This is a genomic window from Flavobacterium azooxidireducens, from assembly GCF_023195775.1.
Classification (GTDB): Bacteria; Bacteroidota; Bacteroidia; order Flavobacteriales; family Flavobacteriaceae; genus Flavobacterium; species Flavobacterium azooxidireducens.
The window spans coordinates 1,265,137-1,282,322 of record NZ_CP096205.1 but is presented as its reverse complement, the minus strand read 5'-3'; the positions used below and the strand labels follow the sequence as shown (position 1 = coordinate 1,282,322).

Below are 17,186 nucleotides of genomic sequence, written 5' to 3'. Positions count from 1 at the left end.
AAATAAGTGAATATAACTAGTAATATTTAAGAACAACCTACAAAAAAGAAACTGAAATAAGTCAGTTAAACAACACAACACAATGAGTGACAACTTAAAACACGAATGCGGAATTGCCCTTTTACGATTAAAAAAACCGCTTCAATATTACAAAGACAAATACGGAACTGCTTTCTACGGGATACAAAAAATGTATCTTTTGATGGAAAAGCAACACAACCGTGGTCAAGACGGAGCCGGATTTGCCAGCATTAAATTTGATGTAGAACCCGGTCAGCGTTACATCAGTCGGGTTCGTTCCAACAAAGCACAGCCGATTCAGGATATTTTTGCCCAAATTAATGAGCGAATAAACGATGATCTAGCCAACAATCCTGAATTTCAAAATGATGTAGATTGGCAGAAAGAAAACATTCCATACATTGGTGAATTATTTTTGGGTCACGTTCGCTACGGAACTTTCGGAAAAAACAGCATCGAAAGTGTTCATCCGTTTTTACGTCAAAATAACTGGATGCACCGAAATCTCATTGTTGCCGGAAATTTCAACATGACCAATGTAAAAGAGCTGTTTGATAATTTAGTCGAATTGGGTCAGCACCCAAAAGAATTAGCCGACACCGTTACTGTAATGGAGAAAATAGGTCATTTTTTAGATGATGAAGTAACCGATTTATATCAGGAATGTAAAAATAACGGGTTATCCAAACGAGAAGCTTCTCCGGTAATTGCCGAAAAATTAGATATTGCTAAGATTTTACGAAAAGCATCCAAAAATTGGGATGGCGGTTTTGCAATGGCCGGTTTGTTAGGTCACGGCGATGCGTTTGTGTTTCGTGATCCTGCCGGAATTCGACCTGCTTATTTTTACGAAGATGATGAAATCGTGGTAGTTGCATCAGAAAGACCGGTAATTCAAACGGTTTTCAATGTGCCTTTCGAAGAAGTGCAAGAATTAGATCCGGGAAAAGCATTGATTATCAAGAAGAACGGAAGCTTTTCGTTAGAAGAAATTTTAGAACCATTAGAAAAGAAAGCGTGTTCGTTTGAACGTATTTATTTCTCCAGAGGAAGTGATGCAGAAATTTACAGAGAAAGGAAAATGTTAGGAAAATTAATTCTTCCTGCTGTTTTGGATGCGATTGATAATGACACAGACAACACGGTTTTCTCTTATATTCCAAACACAGCCGAAACTTCTTTCTATGGAATGGTAGAAGCCGCTCAGGATTTTCTGAATCAACGAAAAAACAAATACATTCTTACCAACCGAAAAACATTAACGAAGGAAAAGTTAGAGGAAATTCTTTCGGTTAAAATCAGAACTGAAAAAGTAGCGATAAAAGATGCGAAGTTGCGAACGTTTATTACGGAAGACAGCAGCAGAGATGATTTGGTAGCTCACGTTTATGATGTAACGTACGGTGTGATAAATCCATCCGATAATTTGGTGATAATTGATGACAGTATCGTCCGCGGAACAACATTAAAGAAAAGCATCATCCGAATGATGGATCGATTAAATCCAAAACGAATTGTGATTGTTTCATCGGCTCCACAAATTCGTTATCCTGATTGTTACGGAATCGACATGGCAAAATTAGAAGGATTGGTTGCGTTTAGAGCAGTTTTAGAATTATTGAAAGAAAGCAATGAGTATTCGATTATTGATGAGGTGTATAAAAAATGTAAATTTCAAGAAAAATTCAAAGACGGTGAAATTGTAAATTATGTCAAAGAAATTTATGCACCGTTTACTGATCAGCAAGTTTCAGATAAAATAGCCGAAATGTTAAGTTCATCGGATACAAAAGCGGAAGTGAAAATTATCTTTCAAACGGTAGCTAATTTACATATTGCTTGTCCAAATCATTTAGGTGATTGGTATTTCACCGGAGACTATCCAACACCCGGTGGAAACCGCGTTGTAAACCGTGCTTTCATGAATTTCTATGAAGGGAAAGACGCAAGAGCATACTAAATTGTAGTATTTTTTGCCTTTTAACGATTTTTGATGCATTTCATCTAATTTATTTGTTAACAAAACAGTGTTAATATACATTTGTTTCACCATAGCATTAGTAGGTTAAGTTTATGGTAGATTTGGGGCAAAAAGGGTACGCTATGCGTACCTTTTTTATTTTATATCGGTTTGGAATACACTTAAAATCCATCAAAAAACCCATATAATTATACAATACACCCTTTATTCCCTAATTGTTAAAATTTATTTTGCTATACAATAGTTTCTTACTAAAAACCGTTGTACATTTGTAATTACCATAGTACGCACGGTTAAGTTTATGGTAGATTTGGGGCAAAAGGGTGGAAGAAATTCCACCTTTTTATTTTTCCACAAAAAAAGCGACACTCGATAGAATGTCGCTTTTTTTGATTTTACTAAAGATTTGCTATTATTTTTCTACAGCATATCTTCTGGAAACTTCTGCCCAGTTAACTACGTTAAAGAAAGCTTCAATATAGTCCGGTCTTCTGTTTTGATAATTTAAATAATAGGCATGTTCCCATACATCCATGGCAAGAATTGGTGTTCCGCCACAACCAACACCCGGCATTAACGGATTGTCTTGATTTGGTGTTCCGCAAACTTCTAGTTTACCATCTTTCACACACAAAAAAGCCCAACCTGAGCCGAATTGTGTTGCTCCGGCTTTAGAAAACTTGGCTTTAAACTCTGCAAAGGTGCCAAAATCCCTTTCAATGGCTTCGGCTAATTCTCCGGTTGGTTCTCCACCACCGTTTGGTGACATCACTGTCCAAAACAAATTGTGATTATAAAAACCACCACCGTTGTTGCGAACCGCCGCATTGGTTTTGTCTAAATTAATTAAAATATTTTCAATTGTTTTGCCGTCCATGTCTGTTCCTTCAATAGCCGCATTTAGGTTATTGGTGTAGGCAGCATGGTGTTTAGAATGATGAATTTCCATCGTTCTGGCGTCAATATGTGGCTCTAATGCATCGTATGCATAAGGTAATTTTGGTAGTTCAAATGACATAATTTTATTTTTTTTGTGTTTAACAATAACGAGCTTCAAATTTAATCAATTAACTTTGGAAAAGGAAATTCTATTTCGTTATTGTTGTATTAATTTAAATTATACTCTTGAATAAACCCGCTTTTTCAATCTACGATGCTTCTGCCGGATCCGGTAAAACGTTTACTTTGGTTAAAGAATATTTAAAAATTATTCTCTTATCCAAAAGAGAAGATGCTTATAAAAATATTTTGGCTATTACATTTACCAACAAAGCAGTTGGCGAAATGAAATCGAGAGTATTGGAAACCCTTTCGCAATTTGCAACAGAAGAACCCAACGCAAAAGCTATGGCGGTGATAAATGCTATTGTGAATGAAACCGGATTATCAACACAAGAAATTAAACAAAAATCAAAAGCCATTATTCGAAATATCATTCACAATTATGCCGCTTTTGATATTTCTACGATTGATAAATTTACACACAAAGTAATCCGAACTTTTGCTCACGATTTGAATTTGCCTTCTACGTTTGAAGTCTCGCTAGAAACCGATAATCTTTTGCAAGAAGCCATTGATGCCATTATTGCTCAAGCCGGCGATGATGAAATGCTCACACGTTTGTTGGTAGATTTCACTTTAGAAAAAACAGACGACGATAAATCGTGGGATGTTACTCGCGACATCAAAGAAATTTCGAAGTTGTTAACCAACGAAAACAACCGTAATGAAATTGTTCATTTTAAAGACAAACAGATTCCGGAATTTATTGAGTTAAAAAAAAATGTGCTCGACAAAATCAAAACCATTGAAAAAAAATGTTTGGAAGCCGGGCAAAAAGCTATGCGACTCATTAACAACCATCAGTTAGATGCCAAATCATTTAGTAGAGGTGTAGTTTTTAATTATTTTACAAAAACGGCTCAAGGCGAAATCATCAACAATGCAAAAATTGAAGAATATTTGTCCGAAGGAAATCGGTATTCCAAATCCATTCCGAACCCACAAAAAGAGGCGGTTGATTCAATTGCAACAGAATTATTGCATTTTTTCAGTTTAATACATTCTTCCGTCAAAGAATATATGTTGTATTTGGCTTTTTTAAAAAACATCACACCCTTATCACTTTTAAATCGTGTGAGTCAGGAATTGGATAAAATTCAGGAAGAACAGAATATTTTATCGATTTCAGAATTCAATGCCATCATTCACAACGAAATTCAAAACCAACCTGCTCCCTTTATTTATGAAAGGATGGGCGAACGGTATAAACATTTTTTTATAGATGAATTTCAGGATACCTCGCAAATGCAGTGGGAAAATTTAATTCCGTTGATTGATAATGCTTTGTCCACCGAAGATTTAAACCAAGAAAGAGGTTCGTTGATGATTGTGGGTGACCCAAAACAATCGATTTATCGTTGGCGTGGTGGAAAAGCAGAACAATTTATCGAATTAAGTAAAGATGAAAATCCATTTATAAATCCGGAAAAGAAACTTTTTCATTTAGACACCAACTGGCGAAGTTATAGCCAAATCATCGATTTTAATAATCAGTTTTTCAAGTTTTTATCGAGCAGTTTCGAGCATCCGGATTATAAAGAATTATATGAAAAACACAGCTTTCAAAAAGAAAACGATAAAAAAGGTGGTTATGTGAAACTTTCTTTCATTCCATCCAAATCAGAATGGGAAGACGATATTGAAAAAGACGATTTGTATTTAGAAGCCGTCCTTCAAACCATTGAAGAGTTAAAAGCGAAAAATTTCTCCTATCGCGACATGGTTATTCTCACCCGAAAAAAAGATCCAGGAGTAAAAATTGCTGCTTTTTTAACCGAAAAAAGTATTCCGATTGTTTCGTCTGAATCGCTGCTGTTGCAAAATTCTTCCGATGTAAATTTGATCATTACATTATTGCGATTTCTTAAAAACGGTGCTGATAAAGAATCGAAAGCACATTTTTTGTATTATGTGGCTAAAAATCTTCAGCAAGAAATTCCAACTCACGATTTTGTGGCAAAAGGAATGGAATTTGAACAAGAAAGTGAATTAGAAACTTGGTTAACTTCGTTAGAATTGTCTTTTTCGTTTCAACAAATCAGAAAAAAATCGTTGTATGAAGCGGTTGAAACCATTATTCGAACATTCATCAAACCAAAAATATCCAATGCATACATTCAAGATTTTCTGGATCGGGTTTTAGATAGAGATATTAAAAACCAAAGCGGAATTTCAGATTTTTTATCGTATTGGGATGAAAATAGTGTCAAATTCAGCATTCCATCGCCGGAAGGAAACAATGCTATTCGTATTATGACCATTCACAAATCAAAAGGATTAGAATTTCCGGTGGTAATTTTTCCGTTTGCCGAAGAAAATTATACCAATTCACCCAAAGATAAATTGTGGATTGAACCCGAATCCGATTTAATCGAATTACCCAAAGTTTTAATTGATAACAATAAAAATGTTGAAGAATTTGGTGAGTCTGCAGCTGCCGTGTATCATCAGAAAAAAGAAGAAGAATTGTTAGATAACATCAACATTCTTTATGTAGCACTCACGCGGGCAGAAGAGCAGCTTCATATTATTTCGAGTATGAATTTGAATTCGAAGGGTGAAGTTTCTCCTAACAATATGTCGAGTTTTTTTCTAAATTTTCTAATTGAAAATACTATTTTCGATACTCAAAAAAGAGTATATGAATGGGGAAATTCGAATAAAGTTTCTCTTGAAAGTAAAAAAGTGCAGGAATTAATTCCCATTTCATTGGTAGAGGAAAATTTAAATCCAAATTCAATCAAAATCGCTCAACGTGAAAGTTTGATGTGGGGAACGCATCAACAAAAAGCAATTGAATATGGTAATGTGATTCACGAAATATTATCCTATATAAAAACCAAAAGCGACATTGATTTGGCGGTTACCAAAGCATTAGAAAACGGAATTATTGCTTTAAGCCAAAAAGAATCCGTTTTGTCGATTATCAATCAAATTTGTTTGCATCCTGAATTATTCATCTTTTTTGATGAATCGAATAAAATATTGAATGAGCAGATTATTTTACGAAAAGAAGATGCAATCGTAAAACCGGATCGAATTATAATTAATGAGCAAAATCAAGTAATGATTCTCGATTATAAAACGGGAAATCCGCTCGCTAAACATCATAAACAAATAGAAATATATGAAACTGCTTTGCAAAACATGGGTTTTAAAGTCGTTAAAAAAGCATTGGTTTATATTGGAGAAACTTTGGAAATAGTAACTTTGTAAAAAATAAAACAACATGTACGGTAAAATACAACAACACTTACAAAACGAATTAGATACAATTCAACAAAACGGATTGTTTAAAAAAGAACGCATCATTACTTCGCCTCAAGGAGCAGAAATCACAATTTCTACTGGCGAAAAAGTACTGAATTTCTGTGCAAATAATTATTTAGGACTCTCTTCGCATCCTGAAGTGGTTCAAGCGGCCAAAGATGCCTTAGATTCGCATGGCTTCGGAATGTCGTCTGTTCGATTCATTTGCGGCACACAAGATATTCACAAACAATTAGAACAAAAAATCGCTGAATTCTACGGAACCGAAGACACGATTTTGTATGCAGCAGCTTTTGATGCAAACGGTGGTGTTTTTGAACCTTTGTTAGGTGAAGAAGATGCTATTATTTCGGATAGTTTAAATCATGCTTCTATTATTGATGGGGTTCGTTTGTGTAAAGCAGCCCGCTATCGTTATGATAATAATAATATGGAAGAGTTGGAACAACAATTGATTAAAGCCAATCAAGAAGGAAAACGCTTTAAATTAATTGTAACCGATGGTGTTTTTTCGATGGATGGTATAGTTGCTTCACTAGACAAAATTTGCGATTTAGCCGATAAATATGATGCGATGGTAATGGTAGACGAATGTCATGCTGCCGGATTTATTGGTGCAACCGGAAAAGGAACATTGGAAGCAAAAGGTGTTATGGGTCGCGTTGACATCATCACCGGAACATTAGGAAAAGCATTAGGCGGAGCCATGGGAGGTTATACCACTGCTAAAAAAGAAATTATTGAACTATTAAGACAACGTTCACGGCCTTATTTATTTTCAAATTCATTAGCTCCTTCAATAGTTGGTGCTTCTCTAAAAGTTTTTGAATTATTAGAAAAAGATACTTCGCTTCGTGATCAACTCGAATGGAATACCAATTATTTCAAAAAAGGAATGAAAGAAGCCGGTTTCGATATTATTGACGGAGATTCTGCAATTGTTCCTGTAATGCTATATGACGCAAAGTTATCACAGCAAATGGCTGATGAATTGTTAAAAAAAGGAGTTTATGTAATTGGCTTCTTTTTTCCTGTAGTGCCAAAAGATAAAGCAAGAATTCGTGTGCAACTCTCTGCTGCTCATACCAAAGAACACCTTGATATCGCTATCGATGCGTTCACTCAAGTGGGTAGGTCATTGAAAGTTATATAGTTTTCTTATTAATATTTTTAACATTAAGTTTTGTAGTTAGCAGAAAACATCTTATTTTTGCATCAATTAACAATGTATTGTAATCAAAACAAATCAAGTATGAAACATCTTAACAAATTAGTTGTCGCTATCTTTATGTTTGCTGGACTAAGTTCACAGGCTCAGGATAGTAACAACCCATGGGCAATCTCCTTTGGAGCGAATGCCGTAGACGGAGGTAGAGTTAGTGCTGCCGAGAGTGTTAAAAATCAGTTTTCTGAATATTTTAACGCTAAAGATTTTTGGAATGTAGTTCCTTCTGTATCTTACTTAACAGTATCTAGACACGTAGGTGACAATTTCTCTTTTGGAGTAACTGGATCTTTTAACAAAATTGACAAATTTGTATCTGAAAAATCAGACATGAACAATGGTGATTATGTAGTTACAGATATTGACGAAATGTACTACGGAATTGATGGAGCAATCAACTATAGCGTTGGTACTTTCTTTAAATTTATCGAGCCTGTATTGCACATTGGTGGAGGTTACACTTTCTTAGGTGATAACAGTGCAGGTACAGTTAACGGAGGATTAGGTTTTAATTTTTGGTTCACTGATGTAGTAGGTCTTTCTGTAAAATCTACTTACAAACATTCTTTCGAGGATGACAGAACTGTTATGCCTTCACACTTACAACACTTTGCTGGTCTTACTTTCAAATTTGGTGGTAAAGATACAGATGGTGATGGAATCTATGACAAAGACGATGCTTGTCCAGATGTACCTGGTTTAAAACAATTCAACGGATGTCCTGATACAGACGGTGATGGAATTATTGATGGAGATGACGCTTGTCCAAATGAATTTGGTTTAGCTGAATTCCAAGGTTGTCCTGATACTGATGGAGACGGAGTTGCTGATAAAGATGATGATTGTCCAGAAGTTGCTGGTTTAAAATCATTAAAAGGTTGTCCTGATACAGATGGTGACGGAATCGCTGATAAAGACGATCAATGTCCAAACGAAAAAGGACCAAAAGAAAACAAAGGATGTCCATGGCCAGATTCAGATGGTGACGGAGTTCTTGACAAAGATGACAGATGTCCACAAGTAAAAGGTACTGTTGCTAACAACGGTTGTCCTGAAGTATCAGAAGAAGTTGTAAAACAATTAAATGATTTCGCTAAATCTATCTTATTTGATACTGGTAAATCTACTATCAAACAAGTTTCTTTCGGAACTTTAGCTTCTATCAAAAATGTAATGAATGAATATCCACATTCAAGATTCAGAATTGAAGGACACACAGATAGTACTGGTACAGCTGCTACAAACGAAAGACTTTCTAAAGAAAGAGCTGCTGCTGTTAAAGATTACTTAATTGCTAACGGTGTTGACGCTTCAAGATTAGAGTCTGAAGGATATGGTCCATCTAGACCAGTTGCTGATAACAAAACAGCTGCAGGTAGAGCTCAAAACAGAAGAACAGAAGTTGTTGTTATAAAATAATTTCTTTTTAAATAATTGAAGAAACGCTCCGATTTATCGGGGCGTTTTTTTATTTTTATAACATGAAGCCAATTTCTTTTTTATCGTTACTTGCAAAGCATATCGTTGCCAATTATTCAGCTATAATTGAGGAATTAGTTGTTGTTCTTCCCAATAAAAGAGCAAAAGTCTTTTTATTAGAAGAATTAAAAAATGAAATTCAACAAAACAGTTTTGCTCCCAAAATTATCAGTATCGAAGACTTTATTCAAGACATTGCCGGAATACGTTCGGTAGATTCAGTTGAATTGTTATTCGAATTCTATAATGTTTACATCAGTTTAACCGAAAAAGAGCAACAACCTTTTGAACAATTTTCAAATTGGGGGAAAACATTATTGCAAGATTTTAATGAAATTGATCGTTATCTATTAGAACCAAATCACGTCTTTTCGTATTTAAAAGACATAGAAGCCATTAAAAGATGGAATCTTGAACCACAAGACAAGACAAAATTAATTGAAAATTATCTTTTGTTTTGGGAGAATATGCCTTTGTATTATGATGCATTTTATAAACATTTGCTTTCCAAAGGAATAGGTTATCAAGGTTTGATTTATAGAGAAGCAGTTGAAAATTTGAATCATTTTTCAAATTCTATCCAACATAAAATCATTTTTGCCGGATTTAATGCGTTGAATCAAGCCGAAGAAAAAATATTTCAACATTTACTTTCTGTTGAAAAAGCAGATGTTTTGTGGGATGTGGAAGAAACTTTTCTCAATGACCCTTACCATGATGCAGGGTTATTTGCCAGAAAAATCAAAAAGTCATGGACTCATTACAAGTCAAATCCATACGAATGGCTATTCAATGAATTCAAGCAACCCAAGACAATTCAAATCATGGGAACACCCAAAACCATTGGTCAGGCAAAGTTGGTTGGTGAAATAATTGAAACCATTTCATCTGAACAAAAACTTGAAAATATAGCCGTGGTTCTAGGTGAAGAAAATATGTTGATTCCGCTTTTGCATTCACTTCCGCAATCTGTTTCTCATCTCAATATCACCATGGGTTATTCTGCCAAAAATAATCCCGCTCAATTGTTGGTTACAAAATTGTTTAAAATGCACCAAAATGCTTTTAAACGGAGTCAATCCAGTTATGTCTTTTACTATAAAGATGTGTTGGAAGTTCTTCAAAATCCGTTGGTTGAACCTTTTGCTAAGGCTAAATTGGTAGTTAAAAAGATGAATGAAAATAATTTCACCTTTATCTCTCACGCCAAATTACTTGAATTTAACGAAACAAAAACTGATTTTTTCACACTTTTATTTGAAAAATGGAATGATAATCCGGTTGTTGTTTTAGAAAAAATCTCATCCTTACTACTTGAGATTAAGCACTTTTTATCGTTGGAAAGTTCCAAAGATAAAATGACCAAAAGTTTTGTTTATGCGGTTTTTAAAGTGATTAATAAACTAGCAACTTATTGCGAACAATACAATCATATTACTTCCATTGAAGGTTTGTTTTCGCTTTACAAACAAATAATCGATTTAGCCGAAGTTTCTTTTGAAGGTGAACCCTTGCAAGGTCTTCAAATAATGGGAGTTTTAGAAAGCCGTGTGCTCGATTTTGATACAGTGATCATAACATCGATGAATGAAGGTGTTTTTCCCGCAGGAAAGTCGCAAAATTCGTTTATTCCGTTAGATGTGAAAAGAGAATTGGGTTTGCCTACTTTTAAAGAAAAAGATGCGATTTATACCTATCATTTCTATCATCTTTTGCAACGAGCCAAGAATATTTATTTGCTTTATAACACCGAATCGGAAGGAATTGATGCCGGCGAAAAAAGCCGATTTATCACGCAGTTGGAAGTGGAAAAACAACCGAATCATACCATTACTCATCAAATTTATAATGCTTATTTGCCTGAAAAAGCTCATCAAACCATGTTGGTTGAAAAGTCTGATTTGGTTATGCAACGATTAAGAGAAATGGCAGAAAATGGGTTTTCACCATCAACTCTTACAACGTATATTCGCAACCCGATGCAATTCTATTTTCAGCGAATTTTGCGTATTTCTGAAGTGGATGAGGTGGAAGAAAACATTGCCGTGAACACACTCGGAACAATCATTCACGGTGCTTTGGAGGAATTGTATAAACCTCATTTGAATATTTTTTTAAGCGTTTTGAATGTTGAAAATATGCTTCAATTGGCAAATGATGAGGTGTTGAAGCAATTCAAATTGGTTTATAAAGAAGGTGAAATTACGAAAGGTAAAAACCTATTGGCTTTTGAAGTAGCGAAACGGAATGTCTTCAATTTTCTTCAACTCGAAAAACGTCTTTTAGAACAAAATGATGCTGTGAAAGTCTTGTTTTTGGAAAAAAATTACGAACAAATTTTAAATGATGAACGACTCCCATTTCCCATCAAAATAAAAGGAAATGTAGATAGAATTGAACTTAGAAACGGAAAACTCCGCATCATCGACTATAAAACCGGAAAAGTAGAACAAGCCAGTTTATCTATTTCTAATTGGAACGGTTTAACGGAAGACATCAAATACGATAAAATCATTCAATTGTTATGTTATGCCTTCATGGTTCAATCCGATTTCCCGAATACGGAATTGGAAGTCGGCATTATTTCCTTCAAAAACTTAAAAGCCGGATTTATGCCTTTTCAAATTAAGGAAGGACGAGAAGTGATTGTGAATCAAGTAGATGATTCTGTTTTAGATGATTTTAAAACGGAATTAATTGTGTTGTTAAATGAAATTTTAAATGTTGAATTTCCTTTTGAGGAGAAAATTTTATAAGGATTAGATTTTCTTTATAAATCTAAGCAAAACAGCTTTCAATTCCGCTTCATTTTCAATGTGACTCATGTGTCCATCCGGAAAAGAAACCAATTCTACTTTTGTGTTTTCAATTTGTTCAATGCTGTCTTTGTAGTTCAACACACCATCTTTTTTACCTAAAATTAACAAAATTGGATAAGGTGAAAAATGCAACAAAACCTCTCTGTCGTTGCGAATTTTCATGCCTTCTAATGCGGCAACAATGCCTTGAAGTGGTGTTTTTAAAGCTTCGTTACGAACTTCTTCAATTTTATCGGCTAAGCGTTCCCGATTATCTTCGCTAAATAAATTTGCAATCGACATTCGTATAAAAGAAGAATAATTTTGTTTCACAGCCAAAATTGCCCGATCTCGATTTGTTTTGCGTTCCTCACTATCGGCACGCGAAGTCGAATTCAACAAAACCAATCCTTTCACGTTATCCGGATACAATTCGGCGAAAGCCAACGCCACATAACCACCCATCGAATGCCCGATAAAAACTGCTTTTCTGATTTTTAGTTCATGCAACACTTCATGTGCCATATCGGCTTGGTCTTCCATGGTGTGGACGTAACCTAAACATTCTGTATCGCCGTGACCCAATAAATCGATCGCAATGATGCGATTTTTCTTTGAAAATTCATCTATAAACGCATTCCACATTCCTAAATTTTCCAGAAAACCGTGAAGTAAAACCACAGCCGTTCCTTTTCCTGTGTCGGTATAGTTGATTTTGGTGTTTTTGTAGAGGGTTGTTTTAGGTTTCAAGTTTCAAGTTTCAGGTTGGTTTGGCAAAGTAAATTATAAGTGAGCGAAAATCCAATTTGAAATGAATAAATTAGTTTATTAAAACAGAATATCACAACTCTTTAATTTTTTAATTTCCCAGTGCAGCCCGATTACATCTCTTTTCTAAAGCCAAGAAAGTAAGTCTTTTAGGATTTTTTTTTGTATTTTCGTTAATTCATTATTTTCAATTCTATTTACTTGTGATTTCATTTTGTAAACATATTAATAACTTACAATCAAAAGCATTTCTGTTATTGCTTTTTATTTTCCTCTTTCCCTTAAAATCTTTGGGACAAGGGTTTGATTGGGTATATGCTACGAAAGGTGTGGTTGGCCAAGATCTTATTCCTGGTTCGCCTGTAACACATTTGGTTACGAATAGTAGTAATCATATTTATGCAATAGGGAGACATAATGGTCATTCTGATTTTGGAGATGGTCAAGAAGAAATTTTTTTTAGCACAGGATCTATAACATCCGGTTTCTTAGTAAAATTAGACGAAAGCAAAAATATTTTATGGGCTAAGAATTGGAAACTAGGCGGTCATTACCTCTTTACTTCAATAAAGTTAGATGAGAACGAAAATATTTTCATCAGTGGATCTACTCGACCACATGTTTCAACATTATATTTTGATCCAAACCCTCCAAATCCATTTTTCCCAAATATATTGTCACCAACCTATGAAGACTTGTCAAAAGATCAAATTTATGGGTTTGTTTTGAAATTAGATAAATATGGTAATTATATAGACACTATTTTATTTGAAGACACTTTTATTTACGATATTGAATTAGATAGTAATAATGATTTAGTTGCTGTTGGATACACAATTTTATATAGCGATAATATATTTATCGATCACATAGTCGAATGGGGTTATATTACCAAATTAGACAATAATTTAACTACTATCTGGGAGAAAACATTTGATAATCAAAATAGTAACTCTTATAATGGTTTGTCAGAAATTGAGATAGATAGCCAAAATAATATCTATTGTACTGGTTTTTATCGCAACAATTTTATGTTTGGTAATACAGTTTTAGAGCAAGTTCCGGCTGATGAATATATTACTTCAGAGTTCATATTAAAGTTACTTCCTAATCTAGATGAAAATTGGATTATAGATTTGTTGGATTATAGTGTTACTAAAATGAAAATAGATGAATCAGATACTATTTTCTTCTCAGCAAATTATACAGAACCTTTCTCTATACAATTTAATAATACCAATATAAGTGATTTACCTCCTAGTAATGACTTAAGTTATAATTCGGTGTTGTTTAAAGCAGACACAAATGGAAATCATATTTGGAACACTCCTTTATTTGGTCCCGGAGATCAAAGGCTAATGGATTTCACCTTTAACAATCTTGGTGAATTGATTATGCCAATAAAGTCAAAGTATAATCAATTATTCTATAGGAATGAAGACACAACTATAGAAGTAGAAAATGCATCAGCATTATTGCTGAAAGCAAACTTGAATGGAGAATTGATTGATTATAAACTATTATTTGAAAATACAATTGAAGATCGTGTAAATGTTAATACAGTTAGTACCGACACAGAAGACAATATACTGTTAGGAGGTTATTTTAGTCGAGAAACCGATTTTGACCCACATCCGTTTAATGATTATATTTTATCTACAGATATATTTGAAATCGAAGATACGGGATGGTTTTATTATGAAACAAGAGCTTACGTTTTAAAACTCACTAACTGTGATATTGTCCCTCTGTTTGAAGACACTTACGAATTTTGTTTCGGCACAACTCCAAATCCTGTAATTGCAGACATCAAACCAAAAGCGTTAAATGTCAAATGGTATAGTTCGATGGTGTCTTCAACGCCTTTAAGTGATGATTTTGAAGTAATTGACGGACAGACCTATTTTTATGAAAACATTGTTGAAAATTGTCCCAATTTTGAAAGATTGCCCGTAATAATGACCATTTTCGTTCCGCCACCTCCAGTTTTTAATACTTTGCAACCTTGTTATGTTGAAGATTTAATGTTATCGGATTTATCAATAGAAGGACAAAACATAACCTTTTATGATTCGATCGATGGAGATTCAATTCCTTCTTCTACAGCAATTATTCCAGAAACCACCTATTATGTGAGCCAAACCATTAATGAATGTGAAAGTGAACGCATTCCAATCATTATTTCAGATCTTTTAGGAGCCAGCCTAAATCAATATACACTGACCTTTTGTAAAGAAGACGAAGAGGGTGTTTTTGAAGTTATCAATCTTTCTGATTACAACAATTTCTTCCTTCCTTCAGGTGCATTAGCGTCTGATTTTGATTTTAGTTATCATAATTCTTTTGAGGATGCCAATGGAAATTTGAACCTAATTACCAATTATCAAAACTATCAAGTTACGAATCAAACTATTTTTATCAGAATATATTCTGAACAAAATTCTTGTTTTAAAATAACGGAATTAGTCATACAATTTTCAACACCTCCAACCATCGAAAATATCATCACAGAAGATTGGACTGATAGTAATAACACCATTACAGTTTTACCAAACGATGAAAATTTCTGGTATTCTTTAGATGGGATAACTTACCAAAATAGCAATTATTTTGAAAATGTATTAGCCGGAGAATACAACATTTATATCAAAAATGAATCAAACTGCGTGGGTATAGCAGAAAAAATTTATTTGCTTAATTATCCAAAGTTTTTCACCCCAAATGGTGATGGACTGAATGATCAATGGAGAGTTAAGTTTTCTGAATTTCAAGAGCTATTTCAAGTAGAAATCTACGACAGATACGGAAAATTCATTAAATCGTTTGATAAAAATAGTATCGGTTGGGATGGAAAACACAATGGAATTAATCTTCCTTCAAGTGATTATTGGTTTAAAATAATCCGAATATCAGACAAAGAAATCATTTATCGTGGGCATTTTTCTTTAAAAAGGTAAATTTTATTTTCCGCTTTAAGAGCAATAGTTCTTATCAAAAAAAATTGGCTTAATCAAAGAAAAGTAAATTATTACAGAATAAAAATCCTATTTTTGAGAAAAGGAATTTTGATATGAATATATTAATTGTAATAGATTTTGTGTCATTTCGACGAAGGAGAAATCACATCAAGTTAGTCATATTGTGAGATTCCTCCTTCGTCGGAATGACAACTTTGCGGACAAAAAAACGACCCACATTCCTGCAAGTCGCCTTTTAAACATATAAACCTTTAAACTCTTAAACCAAATTAAGAATTCATCAAAGATTCAATTTCTTCAATCTCAATCGGAATATTTCGCATCAAATTAAACGGTTCACCACTTTTTTGTATTACCACATCATCTTCCAAACGAATACCAAAACCTTCTTTTGGGATATAAATACCGGGTTCAACCGTAAAAACCATATTGGCTTGCATTGGTTCGTGCAACAATCCGTAATCGTGCGTGTCCAATCCCAAATGATGCGAGGTGCCGTGCATAAAATATTTTTTATAAGCCGGCCATTCCGGATTTTCATTTTGCACATCGACTTTGTCTAAAAGTCCTAAATTCAATAATTCTGAAGTCATTATTTTACCCACTTCCACATGATATTCTTTCCATAAAGTTCCGGGAATTAATAATTTCGTAGCTTCATTTTTTACATTCAAAACCGCATTGTAAACGGCTTTTTGGCGGTCGTTAAATTTCCCTGAAACCGGAATCGTTCTCGTCATATCACTCGAATAGTTAGCGTATTCTGCACCAACATCCAACAAAATCAAATCGCCGGCTTTGCATTGTTGGTTGTTTTCAATATAATGTAAAACATTCGCATTATTTCCAGAAGCAATAATCGGCGTATAGGCAAATCCTTTCGAACGATTTCGGATGAATTCGTGAGCAAATTCCGCTTCAATTTCATATTCCATCACATTCGGCTTCACAAAAGATAGCACTCTGCGGAAACCTTTTTCAGTTAAATCACACGCTTTTTGCAATAAATCAATTTCTTCACTTTCTTTCACCGAACGCAAACGCTGCAAAATCGGATTGCTTTTTTCCACTTTATGAGCCGGATAATTTTCTTTCCACCATTTTGTAAAACGAGCCTCACGGGTTTCCGTTTCAATCGAAGCACGATAATGTTCATTGGTGTTGATGTACATCGTATCAGAATAGGCCATCACCTCTTTCAAAATCTTATTAAAATCGCTTAACCAATATACCGATTTAATACCCGAAACTTCAAAAGCACGGTCTTTAGTCAGTTTTTCGCCTTCCCAAACTGCTATGTGTTCGTTGGTTTCTCTTAAAAATAAAATTTCTTTCAAATGAGCATACGGTGCATCGGGAAACAAAAGCAAAATACTTTCTTCCTGATCTACGCCTGACAAATACAAAATGTCACGGTGTTGTGCAAACGGCAACGTCGTATCGGCACTCACCGGATAAATATCATTAGAATTAAAAACCGCCACACTGTTTGGCTTCATTTGAGCGATAAATTTTGCTCGGTTTTTTATGTATAAATTTCGATCAATCGGATGGTATTTCATATCAGGAAAATTGTAAATTAAAGAATTTCAAAAATAACAAGA

9 protein-coding genes are annotated in these 17,186 nt (G+C 34.1%); 6 read left to right on the top strand and 3 right to left on the bottom strand.

Annotated features, from left to right (window positions below; genetic code table 11):
* The first annotated feature begins 82 nt into the window (after positions 1–82).
* Entirely contained in the window at positions 83–1,981 is a 1,899-nt protein-coding gene (locus M0M57_RS05635) for an amidophosphoribosyltransferase (protein ID WP_248436165.1), read from the top strand.
* A gap of 433 nt (positions 1,982–2,414) precedes the next feature.
* Here the strand turns inward: M0M57_RS05635 and M0M57_RS05630 are convergent, their stop codons facing one another.
* The gene (locus M0M57_RS05630; protein WP_248436163.1) at positions 2,415–3,020 is read right to left on the bottom strand and encodes a superoxide dismutase; all 606 of its coding nucleotides are present in this window, start codon (positions 3,018–3,020) and stop codon (positions 2,415–2,417) included.
* A gap of 107 nt (positions 3,021–3,127) precedes the next feature.
* Between M0M57_RS05630 and M0M57_RS05625 the strand changes: the two genes are divergently transcribed.
* The 4 genes from M0M57_RS05625 (at position 3,128) to M0M57_RS05610 (ending at position 11,794) form a co-directional block, all read left to right on the top strand.
* Positions 3,128–6,280 carry a UvrD-helicase domain-containing protein gene (locus M0M57_RS05625; protein ID WP_248436161.1) on the top strand — a complete coding sequence of 1,051 codons (3,153 nt, stop codon included), beginning with the start codon at positions 3,128–3,130 and terminating at the stop codon, positions 6,278–6,280.
* A gap of 13 nt (positions 6,281–6,293) precedes the next feature.
* Positions 6,294–7,487, top strand: a complete 1,194-nt coding sequence (gene kbl / locus M0M57_RS05620; protein WP_248436160.1) for a glycine C-acetyltransferase — start codon at positions 6,294–6,296, stop codon at positions 7,485–7,487.
* Positions 7,488–7,586: 99 nt separating this feature from the next.
* Complete coding sequence (locus M0M57_RS05615) at positions 7,587–8,978, top strand: OmpA family protein (RefSeq protein ID WP_248436158.1); 1,392 nt, start codon at positions 7,587–7,589, stop codon at positions 8,976–8,978.
* Positions 8,979–9,040: 62 nt separating this feature from the next.
* A complete protein-coding gene (locus M0M57_RS05610; protein WP_248436156.1) occupies positions 9,041–11,794 on the top strand; it encodes a PD-(D/E)XK nuclease family protein in 2,754 nt (917 codons plus the stop codon).
* A 3-nt stretch (positions 11,795–11,797) separates the two neighbouring features.
* Here M0M57_RS05610 and M0M57_RS05605 read toward each other — a convergent pair whose 3' ends face one another.
* A complete protein-coding gene (locus tag M0M57_RS05605; protein WP_248436154.1) occupies positions 11,798–12,586 on the bottom strand; it encodes an alpha/beta fold hydrolase in 789 nt (262 codons plus the stop codon).
* Positions 12,587–12,894: 308 nt separating this feature from the next.
* Here M0M57_RS05605 and M0M57_RS05600 point away from each other — a divergent pair, with 308 nt between their 5' ends.
* A complete protein-coding gene (locus M0M57_RS05600; protein WP_248436152.1) occupies positions 12,895–15,561 on the top strand; it encodes a T9SS type B sorting domain-containing protein in 2,667 nt (888 codons plus the stop codon).
* 290 nt (positions 15,562–15,851) lie between these two features.
* Here M0M57_RS05600 and M0M57_RS05595 read toward each other — a convergent pair whose 3' ends face one another.
* Positions 15,852–17,144 carry an aminopeptidase P family protein gene (locus M0M57_RS05595; protein ID WP_248436150.1) on the bottom strand — a complete coding sequence of 431 codons (1,293 nt, stop codon included), beginning with the start codon at positions 17,142–17,144 and terminating at the stop codon, positions 15,852–15,854.
* Positions 17,145–17,186: the final 42 nt, after the last annotated feature.

Excerpts from the sequence above, each read along its gene's own strand:
- M0M57_RS05595 (WP_248436150.1), bottom strand. The coding sequence starts at position 17,144 with ATGAAATACCATCCGATTGATCGAAATTTATACATAAAAAACCGAGCA.
- M0M57_RS05630 (WP_248436163.1), bottom strand. The coding sequence starts at position 3,020 with ATGTCATTTGAACTACCAAAATTACCTTATGCATACGATGCATTAGAG.
- M0M57_RS05615 (WP_248436158.1), top strand. The coding sequence starts at position 7,587 with ATGAAACATCTTAACAAATTAGTTGTCGCTATCTTTATGTTTGCTGGA.
- M0M57_RS05610 (WP_248436156.1), top strand. The coding sequence starts at position 9,041 with ATGAAGCCAATTTCTTTTTTATCGTTACTTGCAAAGCATATCGTTGCC.
- kbl (WP_248436160.1), top strand. The coding sequence starts at position 6,294 with ATGTACGGTAAAATACAACAACACTTACAAAACGAATTAGATACAATT.
- M0M57_RS05635 (WP_248436165.1), top strand. The coding sequence starts at position 83 with ATGAGTGACAACTTAAAACACGAATGCGGAATTGCCCTTTTACGATTA.